General features: G+C 70.7%; 21 protein-coding genes. 9 read left to right on the top strand and 12 right to left on the bottom strand.

Annotated features, from left to right (window positions below; all coding sequences use genetic code 11):
• Positions 1–14: 14 nt before the first annotated feature.
• The 5 genes from ptsP to ACZ6S0_RS13020 all read right to left on the bottom strand — a co-directional run bounded on the left by ptsP (position 15) and on the right by ACZ6S0_RS13020 (position 3864).
• Positions 15–1682, bottom strand: a complete 1668-nt coding sequence (gene ptsP / locus ACZ6S0_RS13040; protein WP_465915994.1) for a phosphoenolpyruvate--protein phosphotransferase — start codon at positions 1680–1682, stop codon at positions 15–17.
• Entirely contained in the window at positions 1679–1939 is a 261-nt protein-coding gene (locus ACZ6S0_RS13035; RefSeq protein ID WP_465915993.1) for an HPr family phosphocarrier protein, read from the bottom strand. The genes ptsP and ACZ6S0_RS13035 overlap by 4 nt, the downstream gene beginning before the upstream one ends.
• A gap of 158 nt (positions 1940–2097) precedes the next feature.
• Positions 2098–2544, bottom strand: coding sequence for a PTS sugar transporter subunit IIA (locus ACZ6S0_RS13030; protein WP_465915992.1), 447 nt, complete (start codon positions 2542–2544; stop codon positions 2098–2100).
• Between the two features lie 10 nt (positions 2545–2554).
• Positions 2555–2791 (bottom strand): PTS sugar transporter subunit IIB, encoded by a 237-nt coding sequence (locus ACZ6S0_RS13025; protein ID WP_465915991.1) that lies wholly within the window; start codon positions 2789–2791, stop codon positions 2555–2557.
• A gap of 38 nt (positions 2792–2829) precedes the next feature.
• Positions 2830–3864 (bottom strand): SIS domain-containing protein, encoded by a 1035-nt coding sequence (locus ACZ6S0_RS13020; protein WP_465915990.1) that lies wholly within the window; start codon positions 3862–3864, stop codon positions 2830–2832.
• A gap of 125 nt (positions 3865–3989) precedes the next feature.
• Here ACZ6S0_RS13020 and ACZ6S0_RS13015 point away from each other — a divergent pair, with 125 nt between their 5' ends.
• The 3 genes from ACZ6S0_RS13015 to ACZ6S0_RS13005 all read left to right on the top strand — a co-directional run bounded on the left by ACZ6S0_RS13015 (position 3990) and on the right by ACZ6S0_RS13005 (position 6997).
• On the top strand, positions 3990–4730 hold the full coding sequence (locus ACZ6S0_RS13015; protein WP_465915989.1) for a GntR family transcriptional regulator: 741 nt from the start codon (positions 3990–3992) through the stop codon (positions 4728–4730).
• A 243-nt stretch (positions 4731–4973) separates the two neighbouring features.
• Entirely contained in the window at positions 4974–6287 is a 1314-nt protein-coding gene (locus tag ACZ6S0_RS13010; protein WP_465915988.1) for a PTS transporter subunit EIIC, read from the top strand.
• Positions 6288–6550: 263 nt separating this feature from the next.
• Complete coding sequence (locus tag ACZ6S0_RS13005; RefSeq protein ID WP_465915987.1) at positions 6551–6997, top strand: Rv3235 family protein; 447 nt, start codon at positions 6551–6553, stop codon at positions 6995–6997.
• Positions 6998–7082: 85 nt separating this feature from the next.
• On the opposite strand, the gene secA is transcribed toward ACZ6S0_RS13005, so the two are convergent.
• Positions 7083–9872, bottom strand: coding sequence for a preprotein translocase subunit SecA (gene secA / locus ACZ6S0_RS13000; protein ID WP_465915986.1), 2790 nt, complete (start codon positions 9870–9872; stop codon positions 7083–7085).
• 222 nt (positions 9873–10094) lie between these two features.
• Between secA and ACZ6S0_RS12995 the strand changes: the two genes are divergently transcribed.
• A complete protein-coding gene (locus tag ACZ6S0_RS12995) occupies positions 10095–10355 on the top strand; it encodes an HGxxPAAW family protein (RefSeq protein ID WP_465915985.1) in 261 nt (86 codons plus the stop codon).
• A 473-nt stretch (positions 10356–10828) separates the two neighbouring features.
• Positions 10829–12034, top strand: coding sequence for a winged helix-turn-helix domain-containing protein (locus ACZ6S0_RS12990; protein WP_465915984.1), 1206 nt, complete (start codon positions 10829–10831; stop codon positions 12032–12034).
• 413 nt (positions 12035–12447) lie between these two features.
• On the opposite strand, the gene ACZ6S0_RS12985 is transcribed toward ACZ6S0_RS12990, so the two are convergent.
• The 6 genes from ACZ6S0_RS12985 to mtrA all read right to left on the bottom strand — a co-directional run bounded on the left by ACZ6S0_RS12985 (position 12448) and on the right by mtrA (position 19591).
• Positions 12448–13146, bottom strand: a complete 699-nt coding sequence (locus ACZ6S0_RS12985) for a response regulator (RefSeq protein ID WP_465915983.1) — start codon at positions 13144–13146, stop codon at positions 12448–12450.
• Between the two features lie 171 nt (positions 13147–13317).
• A complete protein-coding gene (gene hpf, locus ACZ6S0_RS12980; protein WP_465915982.1) occupies positions 13318–13986 on the bottom strand; it encodes a ribosome hibernation-promoting factor, HPF/YfiA family in 669 nt (222 codons plus the stop codon).
• Positions 13987–14613: 627 nt separating this feature from the next.
• Positions 14614–15294: a ComF family protein gene (locus tag ACZ6S0_RS12975; RefSeq protein WP_465915981.1), complete on the bottom strand. Its 681-nt coding sequence runs from the start codon at positions 15292–15294 to the stop codon at positions 14614–14616.
• 87 nt (positions 15295–15381) lie between these two features.
• Positions 15382–17103 (bottom strand): LpqB family beta-propeller domain-containing protein, encoded by a 1722-nt coding sequence (locus ACZ6S0_RS12970; protein ID WP_465915980.1) that lies wholly within the window; start codon positions 17101–17103, stop codon positions 15382–15384.
• Positions 17090–18895, bottom strand: coding sequence for an MtrAB system histidine kinase MtrB (gene mtrB / locus ACZ6S0_RS12965; RefSeq protein ID WP_465915979.1), 1806 nt, complete (start codon positions 18893–18895; stop codon positions 17090–17092). Before mtrB ends, ACZ6S0_RS12970 begins: the two co-directional genes overlap by 14 nt.
• An 18-nt stretch (positions 18896–18913) precedes the next feature.
• The gene (gene mtrA / locus ACZ6S0_RS12960; protein WP_090763607.1) at positions 18914–19591 is read right to left on the bottom strand and encodes an MtrAB system response regulator MtrA; all 678 of its coding nucleotides are present in this window, start codon (positions 19589–19591) and stop codon (positions 18914–18916) included.
• A gap of 271 nt (positions 19592–19862) precedes the next feature.
• Here mtrA and ACZ6S0_RS12955 point away from each other — a divergent pair, with 271 nt between their 5' ends.
• From ACZ6S0_RS12955 to ACZ6S0_RS12940, 4 genes are read left to right on the top strand one after another with little or no spacing between them, the layout of a single operon-like run.
• Positions 19863–21149, top strand: coding sequence for a DUF3824 domain-containing protein (locus ACZ6S0_RS12955; RefSeq protein WP_465915978.1), 1287 nt, complete (start codon positions 19863–19865; stop codon positions 21147–21149).
• Positions 21146–21775, top strand: coding sequence for a DUF4129 domain-containing protein (locus tag ACZ6S0_RS12950; RefSeq protein WP_465915977.1), 630 nt, complete (start codon positions 21146–21148; stop codon positions 21773–21775). Before ACZ6S0_RS12955 ends, ACZ6S0_RS12950 begins: the two co-directional genes overlap by 4 nt.
• Positions 21772–22953 carry a DUF4350 domain-containing protein gene (locus tag ACZ6S0_RS12945; protein ID WP_465915976.1) on the top strand — a complete coding sequence of 394 codons (1182 nt, stop codon included), beginning with the start codon at positions 21772–21774 and terminating at the stop codon, positions 22951–22953. Before ACZ6S0_RS12950 ends, ACZ6S0_RS12945 begins: the two co-directional genes overlap by 4 nt.
• Complete coding sequence (locus ACZ6S0_RS12940) at positions 22943–23923, top strand: AAA family ATPase (protein ID WP_465915975.1); 981 nt, start codon at positions 22943–22945, stop codon at positions 23921–23923. The genes ACZ6S0_RS12945 and ACZ6S0_RS12940 overlap by 11 nt, the downstream gene beginning before the upstream one ends.
• Positions 23924–23941 lie beyond the last annotated feature (18 nt).

The following is a 23941-nucleotide window of genomic DNA, read 5'->3' as shown; positions in this document are numbered from 1 at the left end:
GAATCCGACCCCGGTTACAGCCCCAGACCGGCCAGTCCCGGCAGGTGAACGCGGGCCGCCGCACGCGCCTCGGCCGCCCCGGACTGGGCCCGCGCGACCCGGGCCGCCGTCCGGCACTGCTCCAGCGTGTGCGCGGCCAGCCCGGCCCGTACGGCGGCCAGCGCGGACGGCGCCATCGACAACGTCGAGGCCCCGAGACCGACCAGCACGCAGGCCAGCGCCGCGTCCGCGGCCGACTCACCGCAGACCCCGCAGGGCTTGCCCGCCTGCGCCGCCGCGTCACCGACCAGGGCGACCAGGTCGAGCAGCCCCGGCTGCCAGGGATCGTGCAGCGCGCTGACGGCCCCGAGCTGCCGGTCGGCGGCGAAGGCGTACTGGCTGAGGTCGTTGGTGCCGACGGAGACGAAGTCCACCGTGGCCAGCACGTCCGCGGCGCGCAGCGCGGCCGACGGGATCTCGATCATCACGCCGACGTCCATCAGCCCCTTCTCCCCGCACTCCCTGGCGAACCAGGCGGCCTCCTCCGACGTGGCCACCATCGGCGCCATCACGCTCAGCCGGTCCGAGGCCAGCGCGGCCAGCGCGCCGAGCTGGACGTCCATCACCGCGGGCGACCTCCTGAACCTGCGCAGCCCGCGCTCGCCCAGCGCCGGGTTCGGCTCGGCGGCCGTGGGCAGGAACGCCAGCGGCTTGTCCGCGCCGCCGTCCAGCGTCCGCACCACCACCTTGCCCTCGGGGAACGCGTCCAGCGCCGCCTGGTAGGCGCGCCGCTGCTCCTCGGCGGAGGGCGGCTCGGCCCGGCCGAGGAAGAGGAACTCGGTCCGGTAGAGCCCGACGCCCTCGGCTCCCGCGGCCACGGCGGCGGCGAGTTCGGCGGGGCCGCCGATGTTGGCCAGCAGCGGCACCGAGTGCCCGTCGGCGGTCACGCCGGGCCCGGTCCACGACGCGAGCGCGACCAGCCGGGCTGAGGCGGCGCCGACCGCGTCGGCCACGTCGGACTCGGGGGGGCGCACGCGTACGTCGCCTGAGGTGCCGTCCACCATCACCTCGACGCCCGGCGGGATGCCGGTCGCGCCCTGACAGGCCACGACGGCGGGCACGCCCATCGCCCTGGCCATGATGGCGGTGTGGCTGGTCGGGCCGCCCTCCTCGGTGACGAACGCCACGACGTCGTCCTTGGACAGCAGGGCGGTGTCGGCGGGCGCGAGATCCCTGGCGACCAGCACGTACGGCTGCTCGGGCGCCGCCGGCAACCCCGGCATGGCCTGCCCGTAGAGCAGCGCGATCACGCGGTCCCTGATGTCGTCCAGATCGGCGGCCCGCTCGCCCAGGTAGCCGCCGGAGCCGGCCAGCACGTCCCGATACTTGTTGAACGCCTCGAAGACCGCCCTGGGCGCGGCCAGGCCGCGGTCGATCAGCGACCGCACCTTCACGACCAGCCCGGGGTCCTCGGCCATCAGCGCCTGGGCCTTGAGTATCTCCTCGGCCTCGCCGCCCGCCCTGTTGCCGCGGGCCTCCAGCTCGCCCGCGACCTGCCTGAGCGCGGCCATCGCGCGCTCCTGCTCCTGCTCCGCCTCACCGGTGTACGCAGCGCCCTCGGGGGGTTCGGGCACGGAGACGGTGAGCACAAAAGAGGGTCCGTGCCCGACTCCCGGGCTGACCCCCACCCCCCGCAGGTTCATGGCGCGCCGGCGATCGCGGCCAGTTCGTCGAGCACCTCTTCCGCGCCGTCGCCGTCCGCGGAGATCACCACGGTCTCGCCCTGCCTGACGTCGAGGGCCATGATCGCGAGAATGCTCTTGCCGTTGACCGGGCCGCCGCCGTAGGGCTTCTCCACCGTGATGTCCATCGGCGCCAGCTTGGCCCGCTGGACGAACGTCGCCGCGGGCCGGGCGTGCAGGCCCACCTCCGCCGCCACGGTGACCTTGCGCTCACCCATCTTGCCGCTCCTCCTTGTCTGCCGGTCCAGACCAGCCGGACCTCCGTACGCCAACGACTGACGATCGCCCCCGAACAGGGCGACCGTGACCATTGTCGCGGGTCCTGCCGATTCGCCGACCACGACCGGCGCCCCTTCCAAGCCGGCCGGGATGACCACTATTCCCATGTGAACAGCTCGTCACCCGCCTGCACCGCGCCCTCGACCACCCGCGTCACGTCCGCGGAGAGCGCGTCGAGCGCGACGACCGGGCAGACCGGCGAGCGCCCGCCCGCCTCGACGGCCGCGGGGTCCCAGGCCACGACCGGCTGCCCGGCGCTGACCCGGTCGCCCTCCGTCGCGAGGAGCTGGAAGCCCCGCCCTTTGAGCTGGACCGTGTCGATGCCCAGGTGCACCAGCACACCCCTGCCGTCGTCGCCGACGATGACGTACGCGTGCGGATGCAGCTTCATTATCTTTCCCGCGATGGGGGCCACGGCCTTCCCCGGCCCCCTCAGCGGGTCGATCGCCATTCCCGGCCCGACCATGCCCGCGGAGAAGACGGGGTCGGGCACGGCGGCCAGCCCCACGGCCTCCCCCTCCACCGGGGCGAGAACAGTCGTCATGGCCTCGCCCTCAGCCGATGATGTCCTCGATGTCGCTGGCTATGGTGTCCGCCTCCGGCCCGACGACCACCTGGACCACGTTTCCCGTGGCCATCACGCCGTGCGCGCCGGCCGCTCTGAGCGCCGTTTGATCGATCTTGGACGCGTCGCGCACCTCCGTGCGCAGCCGCGTGATGCAGGGTTCGATGTCGATGATGTTCTTGGCGCCGCCCAGCGCGGCGATGATCGCGTTCACGTCCGTCGCCATCCGGTCCTCCCTCGGGTTCGCACTCCGACCAGGCTAGATCAGTCGGTCTGGGTGACCTTGTTCAGACCGCGCGGCGCGTCGGGGTCGATGCCGAGCCGGCGGGCCAGCGTCTCGGTGAGGAGCTGGCCGGGCACGATCAGGCCCATCGGGGCCACCCATTCGGGCAGGTCGGGGCCGTTCAGCGCGGCCGTGCCCGCCCTGGCCAGCGCGGTGCCGCCACCGATCGTGTACGCCGCCGCCCCCGCCGCGACCACCCGCTCGGCCAGCGCGACGGTGCCCTGCAGGGTGGGGCTGTTCTCCGAGGCCACGAGCAGCGCGGGCGTGTCGGCGTCCACGACGGCGATGGGGCCGTGCAGCAGGTCGGCGTACGACAGGCCCATGGCGTGCAGGTAGCAGGCCTCCTTGAGCTTGAGCGCGGTCTCCAGCGCCGTCGAGAACACCAGGCCGCGCCCGGAGACGACCACGCCCGGCTTGTCGAGCAGCCCCTCGACCACGGCCTCCAGGTCTCCCGGCTCCGCGATCAGCTTCTCCACGGCCTCGGGCACCCGCCGCAGCTCGGCCACGTCCACGTCCGCGCCCAGCCCGATCGCCAGCACCGCCAGCGCGGCGAGCTGCGTCGTGTACGTCTTCGTCGCCGGGACGGCCTTCTCCTCGCCCGCCACCGTGCACAGGGCGACGTCGGCCGCCTGCGCCAGCGGGCTCTCCTGGCCGCCGTTGGTGATGCCGACGGTCCTGGCCCCGCAGTCCTTCGCCCAGGCGAGCGTCTCGACGATCTCCTCGGTCCGGCCCGACTGCGAGATGGCCACGGCGAGCACTCCGTCGAGGTCGAGACGGCGCTTGTACGTCGTCGCGATCGAGGGCGCGGCCAGCGCCGCCAGCCGTCCGGCGTGCGATTCGACCAGGTAACGCCCGTACACTGCTGCGTTGTCGGAGGTGCCGCGGGCGATGAACAGCAGTTGGCGGGTCTGCTCGCCGATCGCCCTGATCTCGTCGACCTGGGGGAGCAGGGAGTCCAGCGTGGCCCGCAGCGCGGTCGGCTGCTCGGCGATCTCGCTGCGCATCTTCGTGGTCATCTTGGGCTCATCTCTTGACTCAATCCGGGCTCGGACTTGACCGTCTTTCACGCCATGTGGTCTAGTCCGGACTAGACCAGTACGAACCATAACCCATTGCCCAGGTAGAGACGAGGGGAGGATCCGTGGCGCACATCGATCCGGACAGCCCGGTGCCCAAATACTTCCAGCTTCGCGAGATCCTGCTGGACCTCATCGACAGCGACGAGCTCAGCATCGGGGCGGCCATCCCGTCCGAGCGCGAGCTGTGCCAGCGCTTCGGCCTGTCCAGGATGACCGTACGGCAGGCCGTGGACCATCTCGTGTCCGAGGGCCGCCTGCACCGCGTACCGGGCAAGGGGACGTTCGTCGCCCGGCCCAAGATCGAGCTGGCCCTGCAGCTCACGTCGTTCACCGACGACATGCGGGCCCGCGGCATGATCCCGGGCTCGCGCGACCTCGACCGCCGGATCGTGCGCGCCAGCGCCCACCTGGCCAAGGAGCTGGGGATCCAGCCGGGCGAGGAGGTGCACTTCATCGAACGGCTGCGTACGGCCGACGGCGAGCCGCTGTCCATCGAACGGGCCCACATCCCGGTCAGGCTCGCCCCGGACCTGGCCGACTATGATTTGTCGGAAAAATCACTGTACGAGCTGCTGGAGAGCCGCTACGGGCTCGTCATGGACGCCGGCGAGCTGACCATCGACGGCGGCCTGGCCGACCCCAGCGACGCCGATCTGCTGAAGCTGCCTCGCGGCGGGGCCGTGCTGCTGTTGCAGCGCAGGTCGTTCTCCGGCGGGGTCTGTGCGGAGCTGGGCGTGTCCACCTACCGCGCCGACCGCTACCAGCTCCGCACGCTCCTCGAAATGCCCGCCAGACGGGGCTGACCCGGCCTCCGGCGGATCCCGTCCCGGTGGGACTCCCGTCCCGGCGGGACGGCAGACTCACTCCCCAGAGGTCCCCAGCGGCCCGCCCCCGGCACCGGGACCTCGAAGGAACCCAGCCAGCACGCCCCGGCACCGACACACCTCGAAGGAACCCAGCCGGCAGCACGCCCCGGCACCGACATACCACGAAGGAACCCAGCCGGCAGCACGCCCCGGCACCGACCTGCCCCGGAGGAACGCCCGGTGAACGAGACCGCCGCCGCCCGCCCTTCGCCGCTCGCTCGTGTGATGTCCGTGCTCCAGCGGCTGGGCCGCTCCCTGATGCTGCCCATCGCCGCCCTGCCCGCGGCCGCCCTGCTGCTGCGCTTCGGCCAGCCGGACATGCTCGGCTCGAACGGCGCGGCGCCGGGCGGGCTCGCGGACGTGGCCGGGATGGCCTGGATGAACCAGGTGGCCGAGGTGATGGCCGCCGCCGGGGCCGCGTTGTTCGAGAACCTGCCGATCCTGTTCGCCGTGGGCGTGGCCATCGGCTTCGCCCGCAAGTCCGACGGCTCCACGGCGCTGGCCGCCGTCGTCGGCTACCTGGTCTTCGACCGGGTGACGAAGGTGATGTTCTTCGGCTCGAACATCAGGGACACCATCGTCATCAAGGAACTGCAGACCGAGGGCGTCAAAGAGATCATCAACTACGGGATGCAGAACCCCACCAAGGTCCTCGGCGGCATCGTCATCGGTCTGGTCACCGCGCTCCTGTGGCAGCGGTTCTACCGGATCAAGCTGCCGTCGTGGCTGGCGTTCTTCGGCGGGCGGCGCTTCGTCCCCATCATCACCTCCATCGTGGCCCTGCTCATCGGCGTGGCGTTCGGCTGGCTCTGGCCGGTGATCGGCGAGTGGATCAGGCACGCCGGCGAGGCCCTGGCCGCCCTCGGCCCGATCGGCACCGGCATCTACGGCGTGATCAACCGCCTGCTCATCCCCCTCGGCCTGCACCACTTCGCCAACTCCGTGGTCTGGTACGTGGTGCCGCAGTGCGAGGTCGGCGGCCGGGTGCTGGGCGGCGACTGGAACTGCTACTTCGGCGGCGCCCCGCACGCCGGCCAGTTCATGGCCGGGTTCTTCCCGATCATGATGTTCGCCCTGCCGGCCGCCGCGCTGGCCATGTGGCGGGCGGTGCCCAAGCCCCGGCGCGCGACCGTGGGCGGCATCATGTTGTCGGCGGCGCTGGCGTCGTTCGTCACGGGGGTGACCGAGCCGATCGAGTTCGCCTTCATCTTCGTGGCCCCGCTGCTGCTGGTGGTGCACGCGCTGCTGACGGGCCTGGCGATGGCCCTGACCACGCTGATCGGCGGCCAGCTCGGCTTCGGCTTCTCCGCCGGGCTGCTCGACATGCTCCTGAACGCCAGCAAGTCCAACACCCAGAACCTGCCCGGCATCCTGATCCTGGGCGTGATCTACGGGGTGGTCTACTACGTCGTGTTCACGTTCCTGATCCGCAGGCTCGACATCATGACGCCCGGCCGCGAAGCGGAGCCCGACGTCGACTCCGGCGAAACCTGACCACGCGCCCCGCCCCGGCCTGACCCGCCGATCAGGAAAGCCGCCTTACCCAAAAGCCTGTCCCCCAAGGTTTGGGACAGGCCGCAAACCCCCCGACCGCGCCCAGAACATCCCCGCGCCCCATCCAACTTCGGTCGAACCCCGCCGCATAAACGGGCAAACCCCGGCCCGCGGTCAAGAAGTTGGCGCGCTTTGTATTTCTACGCCGGGCCGAAAACTCCTTATAACGAATCTTTTTCCACCCCTCGAATTGGAGATTCGACGTGCCCCGAGCACCCCGCGTCGGCGTGACCCCCGCCCCCGAGCCGCCCCGCCCCGAGATCCGGGCGGCGGCGGAGAGCCCGCCCACCCACGGCGCCCTGGCCCTGGACCCGTGCTCCCTCGTGTGGGGCCCGCCGGGCGCCGTGCCCGACGAGCGCAGGCTGCGCCACCTCGTCCAGGCCCTGGCGGAGGTGCTGGCCGGGCGCCGCCCGCCCGAGACCGTGGCCGACCGGCTCACCGACCGCGCCCACCGCGACCTCGTACGAGCGGGACGGATGATCCACGCCAACCGGCCGCCGTTCGCGGGCGGCGTCCACATGAAGGAGCCCCGCGACGGCGTCATAGAAATGTGCGCCCTGGTCCATTGCGGCGACCGCGACCACGTCCTCGCGGTACGCCTGGAACGCCGTGGCGTGCAATGGCTGTGCACCGATTTCGAAACGGCGTGACCGGCGGGATCCGGCGGCGAAGAAAGACCCCCGCCTCCCCGGGAAACGGGAAGGCGGGGGTCTTCGGCAAGAACCGAAAAGGGCGTCAGGCCGCGTTCTTCGGGTCTCCGTGGCAGCGCTTGTACTTCTTGCCCGACCCACACGGGCAAGGCGCGTTGCGCTCCACGTTCCCGTACGCCGCCCGCTCCGCCGGGGTCGTGCGCACCCGGGTGTGCTCGACCTCGCCCTGCTCACCGGGCGCCGAGTATTCCAGCTCGGTCGGCCGCTCAGGCCCGCGCAGCCCGCGCGCGATGATCGAGCGGGTCTCCGCGATGGCCGCGTCCTCCTCCTCGACGATCGGGTTTTCCTGCACCTCGACCTCGAGGTTGAACAGGAAGCCGACGGAGTCCTCCTTGATGCCCTCGAGCATCGCGGCGAACATCTCGAAGCCCTCGCGCTGGTACTCGATCTGCGGGTCCTTCTGCGCGTAGGCCCGCATGCCGATGCCCTCGCGCAAGTAGTCCATCTCGTAGAGGTGCTCGCGCCACTTGCGGTCGAGCACCGAGAGGATCACCCGGCGCTCCAGGTCGCGCATGGTCTCCGGGCCGAACTCCGCCTCGCGCCGGTCGTACGCGGCCAGCGCGTCGGCCTTGACCTTCTCGCTGATCAGCTCGGCGGTCAGCTCCTCGCGGTTGCCGGCCTCCTCGACGAGGTCTTCGATCCTGACCGACACCGGGTACAGCTCGCCGAACGCCTTCCACAGCTTGTCGAGGTCCCACTCCTCGGCGAAGCCCTCGGACGTGGCGCCCTGGACGTAGCCGCCGATCACCTCGCCGACGAAGCCGCGCACCTGCTCGTGCAGGTCGGCGCCCTCCAGGACGCGCAGGCGCTCGGCGTAGATGACCTTGCGCTGGCGGTTCATCACCTCGTCGTACTTCAGAACTTCCTTGCGGATCTCGAAGTTCTGCTGCTCGACCTGGTGCTGGGCGGAGGCGATGGCCTTGGAGACGATGCCGGACTCGATCGGCTGGTCGTCGGGGATGTTGAGCCGCGTCATGATCATCTCGACCCTGGCCGAGTTGAACAGGCGCATCAGGTCGTCGCCGAGCGACAGGTAGAAGCGCGACTCGCCGGGGTCGCCCTGACGGCCGGAACGACCGCGCAACTGGTTGTCGATGCGGCGCGACTCGTGCCGCTCGGTGCCCAGGACGTAGAGGCCGCCGAGCGTGGTGACCTCGTCGTGCTCGGCCTTGACCGCCGCCCTGGCCTTCTCCAGCGCCTCGGGGTAGGCCTTCTCGTATTCCTCCGGGGTCTCGACCGGGTCGAGGCCGCGCTGGCGCAGCTCCTGGTCGGCGCGGAACTCGGAGTTGCCGCCGAGCATGATGTCGGTGCCTCGACCGGCCATGTTGGTGGCGACGGTGACGGCGCCCTTGCGGCCCGCCTCGGCGATGATCGACGCCTCACGCTCGTGGTTCTTCGCGTTGAGCACCTCGTGCGGCACGCCGCGCCGCTTGAGCGCCTTGGACAGCCGCTCGGACTTGGCCACCGAGGTGGTGCCGACGAGCACCGGCTGCCCGGCCTCGTAGCGCTCCTTGATGTCCTCGACCACCGCGTCGAACTTGGCGTCCTCGGTCTTGTAGACCACGTCGGCCTGGTCCTTGCGGATCATCGGCCGGTTGGTCGGGATCGGGACCACGTTGAGCTTGTACGTCTTGTTGAACTCGTTGGCCTCGGTCACCGCCGTACCGGTCATCCCGGACAGCTTGCCGTAGAGGCGGAAGTAGTTCTGGAGGGTGACCGTGGCGAGAGTTTGGTTCTCGTCCTTGATCTTCACGCTCTCCTTGGCCTCGATGGCCTGGTGCATGCCCTCGTTGTAGCGGCGGCCGTGCAGGATGCGGCCGGTGAACTCGTCGACGATCAGGACCTCGCCGTCGGCGACGATGTAGTCTTTGTCCTTCTTGAACAGCTCTTTCGCCTTGAGCGCGTTGTTCAGGAAGCCCACGAGGTGGGTGTGCTCCGGCTTGTACAGGTTGTCGATGCCGAGCCAGTCCTCGACCTTCTCGACGCCCGACTCCAGGATGCCGACCGTGCGCTTCTTCTCGTCGACGATGTAGTCGCCGGTGCTCTCCTCGCCCGGGTTCTTCGCCTCGACGCCCTTGCGCAGGCGGGGCACGATCTTGGCGAACTCGGTGTACCACTTGCCCGACTGCTCGCCGGGGCCGGAGATGATCAGCGGCGTGCGGGCCTCGTCGATGAGGATCGAGTCGACCTCGTCGACGATCGCGAAGAAGTGGCCGCGCTGCACGCACTCCTCGAGCGACCAGGCCATGTTGTCGCGCAGGTAGTCGAAGCCGAACTCGTTGTTGGTGCCGTAGGTGATGTCGGCCTGGTATTGCTTGGCGCGCTCGTCGGGCTGCTGGCCGGAGACGATGCAGCCGACCTCCAGGCCGAGGAAGCGGTGGATGCGCCCCATCGTCTCGGCGTCGCGCTTGGCGAGGTAGTCGTTGACGGTGACGACGTGCACGCCCTTGCCGGCGATCGCGTTGAGGTAGGACGGCAGGGTGCAGGTCAGCGTCTTGCCCTCACCGGTCTTCATCTCCGAGATGTTGCCCAGGTGGAGGTTGGCGCCGCCCATGATCTGCACGTCGTAGGGCCGCTGGCCGAGCACGCGGCGGGACGCCTCGCGCACGGCCGCGAACGCCTCGGGAAGCAGATCGTCGAGGGTTTCGCCGTCAGCATGGCGCTGCTTGAATTCGTCCGTCAGCGCACGCAACTCCGCGTCGGACAGGCTCGTGAAGTCGTCCTCGATGGAGTTGACCTGGTCTGAGATCCGCTTGAGCTTGCGCAGGATCTTGCCTTCGCCGGCACGTAGGATCTTGTCGAGAATGGCTGCCACTTTATGTAAAGCTCCTCGCAGGTCTACCCCGGCGGCGCCGCCAGGAGGAGAGGCCGAGACAAACTTCCCCGTAGCCATCGTAGGCGGTTCCGCAACCAGACACAGCCACCGTGACGACGAGGGCGCCGAACCTGTCTGGGAGAATGGGTCAAGGCAGAGGGTATGCCGGTTGAGAGGCGGCTCGCACCAAATGCGAGATATCCGGCAAAGGAAGGATTAGTCATGGTTGAGGGGAAGAAGTCGGAGCATACGGAGAATCTCGGCAGCCACGGCGGGCGTCCGTCCTCGTGGCTCGCGGTGACGGTGATGCTGGTGGGAACCGTCGTGGCCGGCTTCGGGTTGACGGCCGACAACTGGACGCTCGTGTGGATCGGCACCGGGGTGTTCGTCGTCGGCGGCATCCTCGCCCTCGTCTTCGACATCTTCACCGACGTCGTGATCGACGCTCCCCGCGTGGGCATGCGCGCTGAGGATCACCGCTGAGACACGCTCCACCGGCGGGCGCCCATCCCTGGGCGACCCGCCGTTTCCATGCCGTTCGCATGCCGTTTCCATGCCGATCCCGCATCGATCCCGCATGACCTTGTCGCGGATCCCGCGCGTGTCGTGACGTCACGGTCCCGCGCGTGTCGTGCGTACGGTCCCGTGCGCCGGAATTGATCTCTCGCCTTTATTGATCTTGCCCGTCGCATTGTGGCTCTGGTTGCGCCGGTGACGGTTGTCGCGATTCTCCCGCGTGTCGTGTCTCTCGCATGTCAGTCTCGCTCGCCTGTCTCTCTCGCATGTGGTGTCATGTCGCGTCTCCCGCGTGTTGTGTCATGTCGCGTCTCCCGCGTGTTGTGTCATGTCGTGTCTCCCGCGTGTCGCGGATTTCCCGGAGACGTCCGTAGGGCGGGCGATTCTGTCGGTGGCCGCCGCTAGATTGCTCGCATGCATCGCCGTACGCATTCGCCGACATGACCGTCGCGACCCACCTGACCCCCGACGAGGCGCGCCGGATCATCCTGCGCTCGCAGGGCCTGATCGGCGCCGACTCGCGCAAGGGCGGAGCGCACGCCATGCTGCGCAGGCTGGGCGCCGTGCAGCTCGACACGATCTCGGTCCTGGCCCGCTCGCACGAGCTGGTCGCCTACGCCCGCCTCGGCGCGGTGGGCCGTCCCCAGGTCGAGCGCGCCTACTGGCACAACCCGGCCAAGAGCTTCGAATACTGGTGCCACGCCGCCTGCATCCTGCCGATCGAGCACTGGCCGCTCTACGCGTTCCGCCGCCGGGCGTTCCGCGACCGGCGCCAACGGTGGCACGAGGTGCCCGACGGCGTGGAGAAGCTGCTCGACCAGGTCCGCGATTCGGGCCCGCTGACCACCTCCGATGTCGGCGGCGCCAAGAACGGCGGCCCATGGTGGGACTGGTCCGACTCCAAGATCGGCCTGGAGTGGCTGCTCGACATCGGTGAGCTGGTGTGCAGCCGCCGGGTCGGCTGGCGGCGCGTCTACGACCTGGCCGAGCGCGCGGTCCCGGCCGGCCTGCTGGGCGAGGAGCCGTCCGACGAGGAGTGCGTCACCCGCCTGGCCTCGATCGCCGGGCGGTCCCTCGGCGTGGCCAGCCGCACCGACCTGCTCGACTTCCTGCGGCTCAAGGGCCGCTACGCGGAGATCCTCGACGAGGTCCTGCTCAGCGGCGCGGCGGGGCTGGTGCCCGTGACCGTCTCCGGCTGGCCCCGCAAGAGGGGCGAGGCGGCCGGCGCGTGGGCCGACCCCGCCGCCCTGGCGTCCGAGCCGCGCGGCCGCCACCGCACCACACTGGTGTCGCCGTTCGACTCGCTCATCTGGCACCGGGGGCGCACCGAGCGGGTGTTCGGCTTCAAGTACACCCTTGAGCTCTACGTGCCCAAGCACAAGCGCGTGCACGGCTACTTCACGATGCCGGTGCTGGCCGGGGGGCAGCTCATCGGGCGGGTCGACCCGGCGCGCGAGGGCTCGACGCTGGTGGCCAGGCAGCTCAGCCTGGAGCCGGGGCTGTCGGCCGCCAAGTGGGCCGACGCGCTGCGCGATGCGCTGTGGTCGGCGGCCGAGTGGGTGGGCTGCGACGCCGTACGCGTCGAGCGCGCCGACCCACCCGAGCTGCTCCCGATCCTGAACGCGCGCCGCCCCGACACCCCCTGAGCCGCCCGCCGCCACGGCCTCACCCGGCGCGCCCCGCGAGCTGAGCGACCTCGAGCCGCACCCCCGCCCTGGGCGGCTCGACCGGGAACGCCCGGTCTGCGGCGACTCCGCATCGCCCCGGACGCCACGTCGGCTGCCGGACCAGGAGCGGGCCGGTGGGACGAGGGCGGGCCGGGTGAGCGGGGCGGGCCGATGGAGCGGGGGCAGGTCAGGGGCGACTGGCTGGTGGAGCAGGAGCGGGTCGGTGGCGGGCCAGGGGCGGCGGGCCAGTTAAGCAGGTGCGGACCGATGGCGGGGTCAGGGACGGGCCGATGGAGCAGGGGCGGACCGATGGCGGGGTCAGGGACGGGCCGATGGAGCAGGGGCAGGTCGGTGGCGGGTCAGGGGCTGCGGGCCGGTGATGGCGGGGGCGGTCAGGTGATTTCGAGCATGCGCTCGCGCACCGCGTACACCACGGCTTCCATCCTCGAATGGAGCTGGAGCTTGTCCAGGATGTTGCGCACGTGGTTCTTCACCGTGTTCTCGGAGATGAAGAGCTGCTTGGCGATCTCCCGGTTGTTCATGCCCTTGGCCACCAGACGCAGCACCTCCATCTCCCGGTCCGTCAGACGGGGGACGGGAAGCTGGGGCGGACGCTCGGCCTCCTTGCGGCTCATGTTGGCGAACTCGCTGATGAGCTTGGCCGCCATCGCCGGGTTGATTAACGACTGGCCTTCGTGCACGCCGCGCACCGCGGCGGGGACGTCGTTGATCTGGACGTCCTTGAGCAGGTAGCCGGTGGCTCCCGCCTTGATGGCCTCGAAGAGGTCTTCTTCCTCGTCGCTCACCGTCAGCATGATGATGCGGGTGCTCGGGACCGAGGCCTTGATGCCCTTCGTCGCCTCGATGCCGTCCTGGCGGGGCATGCGCACGTCCATGAGGGCGACGTCGGGCATGAGGCGATCGGCCAGTTCGACCGCCTCCTGCCCGTCGCTCGCCTCGCCTACCACCTCGATGTCGGGCTCGGCGGCCAGCGCCAGCGCCAGGCTCCGTCTGATCAGCTCGTGATCGTCGACGATCATCACACGGATCGGCTCGCTCGTCTCCGGGCGGGCCTCGCCGGACTCGGTCACGAGGCCTCCTCGATCCGCCTCGCGCCTGACTTTCCCTCGTTTCGCTCGCTCACCTGCGCCTGACTGAGCTCGCTCACGTCTCCTCCTCGTCGGGGGGCCAGAGCCGTCGAACCGCCATGATGGCATGTACCCGCGGTTCTCGGGTGGTCGAGAAGATCTTTCAGCGCGCGATCAGGGCTCTACGAGCCGTAGCACGCCGTAGTTGTAGCCGCGTCTGTTGTAGACGACACACGGCTGACCGCTCTCCTTGTCACGGAACAGATAGAAGTCGTGCCCGACCAGCTCCATCTCGAGCAGAGCCTGATCGATGGTCATGGGTTCGGCTCGGTGGAACTTCTCCCGCACGATGAGCGGCCCTTCGCCGTCCATCTCGATCGGGACGATGTCGTCGTAGAGCTGGTCGCTCTTCTGACGCAGCTCGTCCTCGTCGGGTTCGGACTGCTTGGGGACGGAGGTCTGCGTGAGGGGCGCCAGATCGGCGGGCTCGGACAGCGTCGCGGTGATCTCTGCCACGGAGGGCGGGCAGTGGTTGCCGTGATGGACCTTGCGCCGGTCCGCCAGCCGCCTGAGGCGGCCTTCCAGCTTGTCGAGGGCGAGATCGAGGGCTGCGAATCGGTCGTCGGCCGAGGCCTCGGCGCGGATGGCCGGTCCTCGCGAGTGAATGGTGAGCTCGACGCGCTCGCGCTGGCTGGCGAGGCGCGGGTTACGTTCTTTCGACACCTCCACGTCGACTCGGATGAGTTTGTTGTCCAGACGTTCGATCCTGGCCAGCTTGGTCGTCACTTGGTCTCGGAACCGATCACTCACTCCTGTGTGCCGGCCCTTGACGATGATGTCCATGCAACAGCCCCCCTTCGGTCTAACGACTGAGCAAGAGCGCCCGACGACGTGCACGTCGGACGGGGTCTTCTGTCTGCCTTTCTGCCACCGTCACCCTCTTCCGACACCACGTCACCGGGAATTTGTCTGGCACCCGCCCGGCCGACCTGGTCTTCGACCCCACATCCGCCTGCTGAGGGTTTCGCAGCTCTGTCGCCACTACTGCCCTTCTCTCCTGACGGGGGACATCCGGACCCCCGGGAAGGCAGGACTTACCCCTAAGCCGCACCGTGATCGGTCGACAAAGAGTCGCCTTACGTGGACCGTTTTGCCTGCGGCTGGCATCGGCTAGCAGAGCCGGGGACACCGACCCTGCGCAACCACGGACCCGAACGGGTGCCATGTCAGAACGCTATCCGCATCCAGGGCGAATGTCAGCCGAGGGACCGGCCAAAGGATCACTTTCCGTGATTTCCCCAGGGTTGGTAAGCGCCTTCCCATGCCCTGTTTAACCGATCGGCAACCCAAATGCGTGCCGGACCTCCATACGCTGAGCAGCCAGGCCGCCGCCACAAGGGAAGTGACATGTGACCCCCGGGTGAGTATCACGATGTGGATCTTCCTTACCCACCGTCACCGTAATGACTTTCAAGATCTTCGGCGTGTCGCGCCCGCGGTCACCGCCAGCGGCGCCCGCACCCCTGCCGAACGCAGCGCCCTTGCGGCCTCCGCGAGGGTCGAGCCGGTCGTGACGATGTCGTCCACCAGCAGCGCACAGCCTCCTGGAGGCCCTTTCACCGCGCGGGCGACCTGGAGTGACCCGGCGAGGTTGGCGCACCGCTCGGAGCGGCTCAGGCCCGCCTGGTCGGCCACCCGCCTCGCCTGCCCCAGCCCCGTCCACACCTCCGCCGCCAGCCCGGCGGCCCGCAGCCGCCCGGCCACCAGCGCCGCCAGCCGCCCCACGGGGTCGTGCCCCCGCTGCCGCGCGCTGCGCCGCGTGCTCGGCACCGGCACCACCGCGAACCCCGCCCGCGCCCAGCCGTCAGAGTGCCGCAGCGCCGCCACGGCCGTGTGCGCGACGGCCTCCGCCAGCACCCCGGCCAGCGCCACGGCGCCCCGCTCCTTGTACGCCACGATCATCCTGCGCACCACGCCCTCGTAGGGGGCCGCCGCCCAGCACTCGGGCAGGCCCGGCGGGGGCGGGCGCGGCGTCCGCCTGGCGGGGGCCGCGGTCAGGGCCGCGAAGCAGCGCGGGCAGCACGCCGCCCCTCCTGCGCCGCAGCCCGCGCACGAGGTCGGCAGAACCAGGTCGAGTACGGCGCTCAGCACCCGCCCAGCATGCCCACCCCCACCGACAGTTCCGCCCCGCCAACGCCCCGCGAGCCCGGTGAAGCCCGGTGAGTCCGGTGAGGGGTGTCAGCCCAGGGGGAAGATCGGCTGTCCGGCCTCGGGCTCGATCTTGGCCGTCCACGTCTGCCGGTCCTGGTCCAGCTCCCAGACCTTGGTGCCGCCCTCCGACTCCGCCAGGATGCGGCCGTCCACGGCCGCCACCGACTTCAGCCGGTCCTTCAACGGCACCCCGGTCGTCTCCCCGTCCCCCACGTTGATCTCGTTGAGAATCTGCCCGGCCTTGCTCTCCTCCAGCACGAGCAGGTGCTCGTCGTCCCCCCACGCGATGTCCACGATCTCGTCGCTCGCCTCGGTGGTGGTCAGCAACTGGAAGTTGCCCAGCGTCGTCGCCGTCCCCTCACCGATCAGGGCCCCGATCTGGACGGTGTTCTTGCCCGTGGTCACCACCACCCGGACGCCGTCCCTGGCGATGCGCAGCCGGGTGACGTCCAGGTCGGCCAGGTTGGGCGCCTGGATCTGCTCCAACGCCGGCCCCCGGACCGGGTCGTAGCGCAGCAGGGCGGCCTTCTTGCGGTCGTATGTCCACAGGGAGCCGTCGCGGTGCCAGGTGGGCGGCGTGAGGTCGGTGCCGGGGATGACCTCCTGCCAGCGCCCGTCGTGCCTGAGCCACGCCACCGAGATGCCGGTCGAGGTCCTGGCCGCGACGAGCGCCTCGCCCCCGTTGTGCTCCTTCGAGACGGCGAAGTCGGAGTAGCCGCCGCGCTGCTCCCCCGCCGCCCCGGCCACGACGCCGGCGGGGCCGTCCTTGCCCAGGTAGTGGACCGCGCCCTTGTTGACGTAGTAGGCGGTGTCGCCGCTGTCGTCGAGCCACTCGTCCACGGCGTCGGGCCGGTCGGTGGTGAACTCCTCGCCGTCCAACTGGACCTCGATGACGCGACCCTTGGCGATCTCGTTCATGTTGAGGCTGTGCCTGATCTGGGCGCTGAGCGCGTCTTCCGCGCCGCGGTCGAGCAGGCCCGACAGGTTGATCACCACCCGCTCCTCGCTCGACCCGATCGACTCGATCTTGGTGCTGGGCGGGAGGCTCGTGGTGACGGCGCCGCGCAGTGCCTCGGTCGGCGGCTTGAGCAGGCGTTCGAGCACGGTCCGCGCGAACGACTCGCTGGTCTTCAGCCGCAGCCGTACGCGGTCGACGACCAGCCGGCTCCTGGTGCCGCGGTTGAGGTAGTAGAGGTCGGTCGGCCGGTACGAGCGCAGCACGTCGGCGTTGGTGAGCAGCAGCCCCGGGGGCAGGTCGTCGACCAGGTAACCGCCCTGCGGGGTCTTGACCAGCTCGTACATCTTCTCCCACTTCCCGGTGGTGGGCTTGTACGCGTCGTCCTCGTTGATGCGGGCCACCCAGCGCCCCTTGAACCCGACCTTCAGGCTCGCCTCCGCGCCCTCGCGCGGCGGGGGCGGCACGACCTCGTACTGGTCCTCGATCACCGTCACGGGGCCCTCGGCGGTCCACTTGGCCCTGGCCGCGGGCGTCAGGTACTGGGGCAGGATCGACGGGTCGTCCGCGTAGACGGCCATGGCGGCCTGGAGCCCCCTGATCGTCTCGTTGGCGCCCCACGTCTTCTGCGGCGGGATGGCGATCATGCGCTGGAACGGCTTGCTCAGGGGGTCGCCGCCGCCTTCGTCGCTCACGGTGTTCGGGCCGCTCACGATGACGGTGCAGCCAGAGCCCGTCCACGCCAGGGCGAGCGCGATCGCGCCCACCGCCGCCAGCCGCCTAGTCCTCGTCATGCCCGACCCCATGTCCGGCGCCGTGTGCCGCGCCGTGTCCTGCCCCGTGTGTCGCCCCGTTTCCCGTACCGTCTCCCGAGGCGGGAAGCAGCACGGGCGTCATGGCGGTCCGCCACGTACGGCGCATCTCGATCTCGGGCGGCACCAGCGACAGCGGCGAGCCCTTCAGGTCGGCCCCCGCCTTCCTCGGCAGCGTCAGCCTGAACTGCGAGCCCTCGCCCGGCTGCCCCCACGCCTGCAGCCAGCCGCCGTGCAGCGTGGCGTCCTCGCGGGAGATGGCCAGCCCGAGCCCGGTGCCGCCGATGGTCCTGGCCCGCGAGGGGTCGGCCCGCCAGAACCGGTCGAACACCATCGTCTCCTCGCCCGGCTTGAGCCCGATGCCGTGGTCGCGCACGGCGACCGCCACGGCGTCGCGGTCGACGCCGACGGTGACCACGACCTCCCTGCCCTCGCCGTGCTCGATGGCGTTGAACAGCAGGTTGCGCAGGATGCGCTCGACCCTGCGGTTGTCGACCTCCACCATGCACGGCTCGTGCGGGATCCTGAGGTCGAAGCGGGTCGTGTGCCGCTCGGCCAGGGCGGCGGAGTCGGCGATGGCGCGGTCCACGACGTCGCGCATGTCCACCGAGTCGATGTCGAGCGTGGCGGCGCCGGCGTCGTAGCGGCTGATCTCCAGCAGGTCGGCCAGCATCGACTCGAACCGTTCGAGCTGGGCCTGCATCAGCTCGGCCGAGCGGGCGGCCATGGGGTCGAAGTCCTCGCGGGCGTCGTAGAGCAGGTCGGCGGCCATGCGCACGGTGGTCAGCGGCGTGCGCAGCTCGTGGGAGACGTCGGAGACGAACTGCCGCTGGACCTGGGACAGCTCCTCCAGTTGGTGGATCTTCAGCGCGAGGTTGGCGGCCATCTCGTTGAACGAGTTCGCCAGGCGGGCCAGGTCGTCCTCGCCGCGCACCTTGAGCCGTTCGTCCAGCTTGCCGGAGGCCAGGCGCTCGGCGGCCTGGCGCGCGAGCCGTACGGGGGTCACGACCTGCCGGGCGACCAGGTACGCGATGGCGGCCAGCAGCAGCACGAGCCCGAGGCCGACCACGACGATGGCCAGCCTGACGTTGGTCAGCAGGTCCTCTTCGTCGTCGAACGGGAAGAAGTGGTAGACCTCGTAGTTCTGGCCGGTGGCGGGCACGTGGACGACGCCCCCGACCACGTACGTGAGGCGGGCCTGGCCCTCGCCGGGAAACCTGATCGACTGCGTGAACCCGATCGCCCTGTCGAACTTGGACTCGCGGATGTTGCGCCGCAGGTTGAGCTGCAGCGCCGTCGGGATGTTCCCGGGCACCACGCTGCCCGACGCCCGCGACTCACCGGGGGTGTCCAGGTTGAGCACCAGCACGTCGTAGCGCTTCTCCGAGCTGCCCTGCCCCGAGCCCGTGACGGTGCCCATCACCTCGTCGAGCCGGTTGGCGGCGCCCTTCTTGCCGCCATCAGCCGCCGGCGTCTGCTCGTCGGCCTCGGGGGTCAGCGCGTCGGCGATCTGCAGCCGGTCGGCGAGCGCCTCGCTGGCGGAGGCCGACTGGCTCTTCTCGACGACCGACTTGCTGATCTGGCCGAACAGGAACGTGCCGAGCACCACCACCACGATCACCGAGATCACCAGCGTGCTGGTGACCACCTGGAGCTGGAGCGAGCGCCGCCACACGCTGCGTGCCCTGCGCACCGCACGCCGCGCCCTCCGGCGGACGCCACCGAGAATCTGGCGGAACGTCCGTCGGCGGAAGCTCTTCTTCGTCGGGGGCATGGCGGGGCGGCGCGGGGGTCAGGCTGGGCCGGCTTTGTAGCCCACGCCCCGGACCGTGACGACGATCTCGGGGTGCTCGGGGTCCTTCTCGATCTTGGCCCGGAGCCGCTGCACGTGGACGTTGACCAGCCGCGTGTCGGCGGCGTGGCGGTAGCCCCACACCTGCTCGAGCAGGACCTCGCGGGTGAACACCTGGCGCGGCTTGCGGGCCAGCGCGACCAGCAGGTCGAACTCCAGGGGCGTGAGGTTGATGGTCTCGTCGCCGCGCTTGACCGAGTGCCCGGCCACGTCGATGGTGATGTCGCCGATCTGCAGGATCTCGGGGGTCGGCTCGTCGGTACGGCGCAGCCGCGCCCGTACCCTGGCCACCAGCTCCTTCGGCTTGAACGGCTTGACGATGTAGTCGTCGGCCCCCGACTCGAGACCGAGGACGACGTCGATCGTGTCGCTCTTCGCCGTGAGCATGACGATCGGGACTCCCGACTCGGCCCTGATCCTGCGCGCGACGTCGATGCCGTCGGCCCCCGGCAGCATCAGGTCGAGCAGGACCAGGTCCGGGCGTGTATCCCGGAACGCGTCGAGGGCCTTGTCGCCGTCTGAGACAAATGACGGCTCGAAGCCTTCTCCCCGCAGCACGATCCCCAGCATCTCGGCGAGAGCGGCGTCGTCGTCGACGACCAGCACGCGACCTTTCATGGCCCCTCATTCGTTCTACGCATTGTGGGACATACCCGCACGATCGCTGAAGGTTACCCTTGGTTGACCCATGGGTGTGACGTGAGCCCTGCAAAAGGCGAATTTTAGGTCCGCCCCCCGCGACCGCAATATCAGTCTGCGGTAACAGAGCAACTTTCGGCCATCCCTGGAGAGGAACCTTGCCCTGATTCGTCGGCGAATGTGGGCAAGATGCGCCGGGGAATCCTCTCTGTGACACCAATGACCCGTTCAGCGTGCCAGGATTGGGGACATGTCAGACGGTCACGGTCCCACGCCCGAGACGCCATCAGGCTGGTCGGCCGAGCAGCCCCCGCCCTACAGCGCCCCGTCGGCCTCCCCGTGGACCGCGCCAGGCTCGCAGCAGCAGGTGCCTTACGGGCAGTCCTACGGCCAGCCCCCGCAGCAGCAGACCCCCCACGGACCCGGGCCCCAAACACCATACCCGCCCCATTCACCGCAATCGCCACCCGCGCAGCCCGGCTACGGACCGGGGTATGGCTACGCGCCGCACCCGCCCGCGCTGCGGCCGGGCATCATCCCACTGCGGCCCCTCGCCTTCGGCGACCTGCTCGACGGCACGATCAAGCTGATCCGCTCCAACCCCAAGGCCGTGCTCGGGCTCTCGGCCGTGGCCGCCCTGCTCGCCGCGATACCGCTGGCCGTGGGCCAGGCGTTCGTGCTCGACTCCCTGGGCGGCGCGCTCGCCGACCCCGAGAGCGCGGCCGCCGCCGAGCAGGAGCTGTCCAGCGTGTACGGCCTCATCGGCCAGTACGGCCCCACGCTGATCTCCTACATGGTGCAGTTCGTCGTCGTGACCCTGCTGACCGGCGTGCTCACCCGCATACTCGGCCGGGCCGTCTTCGGCGGCAACCTGACCGCGGGCGAGGCATGGAGCCTGGTCAAGGGGCGCATGCCGGCGCTCTTCGGCGTGGTGGGCCTGATGGCCGTCATCATGCTGGCGCCGCTGCTCGTCTTCGCGCTGCTCATGATCGCGGTCGCGGCCAGCGCGCCGGCCGACTCGCTCGGCGCGGTCGTGGGGCTGACGCTGCTGTTCCTCGCCGCGTACTTCGCCTACTACCTGTTCTTCCGCACCCGCTTCGCCTTCGCCCCGTCGGCCGTGGTGCTGGAGGGCCGGGGCCCGCTCGACGCCATGCGCCGCTCGTGGCACCTGGTGACCGGCGACTTCTGGCGGGTGCTCGGCATCCTGCTGCTGACGTCGCTGCTCGTCGGGCTCGTGGCCGGGCTGCTGACGGTGCCGTTCACGCTGGCGGGCACCATGTTCGGCATGTTCGGCGCGGGCGCCCTGTCCACGACGATCGTGTCGGCCGTGCTGATCGCGATCGGCGGCACGCTCGGGGCGATGCTCACCTACCCGTTCGAGGCGGGCGTCGCCGGCCTGCTGTACGCCGACCGCCGGATGCGCAGCGAGGCGTTCGACCTGGTGCTGCAGACGGCGGCCATCGAGCAGCAGCGCCAGGGCTGGGTGCACGCCTCGGCCGACGAGCTGTGGCACCCGTCCAACTCGGCCAGGCCGTGAGCCCTGTCGACAGGGGGGAAGCCGCGGGCGAGGCCGCGAGAGAGCTTCTCAAAGCCGAATACCAGCGCGAACCACTGCTCGACCTGATCTACCGCCGGGTCACGCAGTTCCTCGGCGACCTCACGGACGCGGCCGTCGGCGGCGGCAGGACGGGCGGGATCATCGCCTCCATCCTCATCGTCGCGATCCTGCTCGGCGTGATCGGGCTGGTCGCGTGGCGGTTGCGCAGGACGGCGCGCAAGAAGGCGCTGCGGGTCGGCGGGCTGTTCGGGGCGCGGGCCATGACCGCGGCCGAGCACCGCCAGGCCGCGGAACGGCTGGCCAGGGAAGGGCACTGGACCCCGGCCGTCCAGGAACGGCTGCGGGCCATCGCGCGTGACCTGGAGGAGCGGGCGCTCGTCGACGGCATGCCGGGCCGCACGGCCCACGAGCTGGCGGCCGAGGCGGCGGTGGCACTGCCCGCCTTCGCCGGGGAACTGGCGGCGGCGGCCCGGTCGTTCGACGACGTGACGTACGGCGGGGTGACGGGCACGAGGGAGGCGTACGAGACGATGACGTCTCTCGACGAACGCCTGCGCCAGGCCCGCCCGGCCCCGCTCGTCCCGGCCGGAGGTGCGCAGGCATGAGCGTCGCCACGCGCCCGGAGGCAGGGCCGGGCGAGTCCCACTCCACCTCGCCCACCGCCCGCTCCGTCTGGCGTTCCAGCCGCATGATCGTGCTGCTGGGCGTCCTCGTCGTGCTCGTCGCCGTGGTGGGGGTCCTCATCGGCCGCGACCCGGCCCCGTCCCGGCCGCTCGACCCCGACGACACCTCGCTCGCGGGCTCCAGGGCCCTGGCCGAGCTGCTGCGCGACCGGGGCGTCACCGTCGACCGGGTCGACTCCGCCGAGGCCGCCGCCGCCAAGGCCGCCACGGGCGACCGGCTGCTGCTGATCACCGACACCCTGTACGTCGACGAGTTCGCCCTGGCCAGGATCCCCGGCGACCGCCTGATCGTCGGGGGCCTCGTCGACCTGAGCCTGCTCGCCCCCGGGGTCCGCGAAGACGCCGTCTCGGCCCGCACCCGCTCGCGCGAGCCCGAATGCGGGCTGCCCGCCGCGACCGCCGCGGGCAGCGCGCACCTGGGCGGGGCCACGCTGCTCGGTCCTTCGGGCTCGACCGGCTGCTACCCGGCGGGCGAGGGGCACGCACTGGTCACCTTCCCGTACGGCGGCGGCGTCATCACCGTGGTCGGCGACGGCGGCTTCATGACCAACCAGCGCCTGGCCGAGGACGGCAACGCGGCGCTGGCGCTCAACCTCATCGGCACCGGCAAGCCCGTCACCTGGCTGGTGCGCCCCGACACCCCGACCGCCGTCGCCCTCCCCGGCGAGAGCGGCCGGTCGATGTACGACCTCATGCCCGACAGCATCCGCTGGGCCCTCTACATGTCGATCATCGCCGTGGCCGCCGCCGCGTTCTGGCGGGGCCGGCGCCTCGGGCCCGTGGTGGCGGAGCGGCTGCCCGTCATCGTCCGGGCCTCCGAGACGGTCGAGGGGCGCGGCCGCCTCTACCGGGCCAGACGGGCCCGTGACCGCGCGGCCGACTCGCTGCGCGCCGGCACGATCGACCGGCTGACCCCGAGACTCGGGCTCGCCTCCGGCGCGGGCGGGCACGAGATCGTCGCGGCGCTCGCCGCCCGTACCGGGCAGGACGCGCAACAGGTGGGGGCCGCCCTCTACGGCCCGCCGCCGGGTGACGACGCGGGGCTCGTCAAGCTGGCCGGATATCTGGACTTCATCGAAAGGCAGGTCAATGAACTTTGAGGAGACCTTCCGCGTCCCGAACTCGGCCGACTCGGCCAGGGAGGCGCTCGCCGCGCTGCGGACCGAGGTGTCCAAGGCCGTGGTCGGGCAGGACGCGGTGGTCACGGGGCTGGTCATCGCGCTGCTCTGCAGGGGGCACGTGCTGCTCGAAGGCGTGCCGGGCGTGGCCAAGACGCTGATGGCCCGTACGCTGGCCGCGGCGCTGTCGCTCGACTTCAAGCGCGTGCAGTTCACCCCCGACCTGATGCCGGGCGACGTGACGGGATCGTTGATCTACGACACGAAGACGGCGGAGTTCGAGTTCCGCGAGGGCCCGGTGTTCACGAACCTGCTGCTCGCCGACGAGATCAACCGCACCCCGCCGAAGACGCAGGCGGCGCTGCTGGAGGCCATGGAGGAGCGTCAGGTCAGCGTGGAGGGCTCGGCCCGCGAGCTGCCCGACCCGTTCGTGGTGTGCGCGACCCAGAACCCCGTCGAGTACGAGGGCACCTACCAGCTCCCCGAGGCCCAGCTCGACCGGTTCCTGCTCAAGCTGACCGTGCCGCTGCCCCCGCGCGAGCAGGAGATCTCCGTGCTCGACCGGCACGCCCGCGGCTTCGACCCGCGCGACCTGTCGGAGATCAAGGCCGTCGCCTCGGCCGATGACCTGGCGGCCGGCCGTCAGGCGGTCGCCACGGTGCACGTGGCGCCCGAGGTGCTCGGCTACATCGTGGACGTGGCCCGCGCCACCAGGAACTCGCCGTCGCTCCAGCTCGGCGTCTCCCCGCGCGGCGCGACCGCGCTGCTGGCCGCCTCGCGGGCGTGGGCGTGGCTGTCCGGGCGTCCGTACGTCACGCCCGACGACGTGAAGGCGCTGGCCAGGCCCGCGCTGCGGCACCGCGTCCAGCTCCGGCCCGAGGCCGAGCTGGAAGGTGCGACCGCCGACGGCCTCCTCGACGGCATCCTGGCCTCGGTCCCGGTCCCGCGCTGATGCCCGTGACGCGACGCA

Source organism: Nonomuraea sp. NPDC051298 (assembly GCF_055586305.1).
This window is presented reverse-complemented; position numbering and strand designations above follow the sequence as displayed.

Coding starts and splice junctions, on each gene's coding strand:
- ACZ6S0_RS12955 (WP_465915978.1), top strand. CDS start 19,863: ATGTCAGACGGTCACGGTCCCACGCCCGAGACGCCATCAGGCTGGTCG.
- ACZ6S0_RS12945 (WP_465915976.1), top strand. CDS start 21,772: ATGAGCGTCGCCACGCGCCCGGAGGCAGGGCCGGGCGAGTCCCACTCC.
- ACZ6S0_RS12995 (WP_465915985.1), top strand. CDS start 10,095: ATGGTTGAGGGGAAGAAGTCGGAGCATACGGAGAATCTCGGCAGCCAC.
- ACZ6S0_RS13020 (WP_465915990.1), bottom strand. CDS start 3,864: ATGACCACGAAGATGCGCAGCGAGATCGCCGAGCAGCCGACCGCGCTG.
- ACZ6S0_RS13025 (WP_465915991.1), bottom strand. CDS start 2,791: ATGGCGACGGACGTGAACGCGATCATCGCCGCGCTGGGCGGCGCCAAG.
- ptsP (WP_465915994.1), bottom strand. CDS start 1,682: ATGAACCTGCGGGGGGTGGGGGTCAGCCCGGGAGTCGGGCACGGACCC.
- ACZ6S0_RS13030 (WP_465915992.1), bottom strand. CDS start 2,544: ATGACGACTGTTCTCGCCCCGGTGGAGGGGGAGGCCGTGGGGCTGGCC.
- ACZ6S0_RS12970 (WP_465915980.1), bottom strand. CDS start 17,103: ATGACGAGGACTAGGCGGCTGGCGGCGGTGGGCGCGATCGCGCTCGCC.
- ACZ6S0_RS12940 (WP_465915975.1), top strand. CDS start 22,943: ATGAACTTTGAGGAGACCTTCCGCGTCCCGAACTCGGCCGACTCGGCC.
- ACZ6S0_RS12990 (WP_465915984.1), top strand. CDS start 10,829: ATGACCGTCGCGACCCACCTGACCCCCGACGAGGCGCGCCGGATCATC.
- ACZ6S0_RS13035 (WP_465915993.1), bottom strand. CDS start 1,939: ATGGGTGAGCGCAAGGTCACCGTGGCGGCGGAGGTGGGCCTGCACGCC.
- hpf (WP_465915982.1), bottom strand. CDS start 13,986: ATGGACATCATCGTCAAGGGCCGGCACACAGGAGTGAGTGATCGGTTC.
- mtrA (WP_090763607.1), bottom strand. CDS start 19,591: ATGAAAGGTCGCGTGCTGGTCGTCGACGACGACGCCGCTCTCGCCGAG.
- mtrB (WP_465915979.1), bottom strand. CDS start 18,895: ATGCCCCCGACGAAGAAGAGCTTCCGCCGACGGACGTTCCGCCAGATT.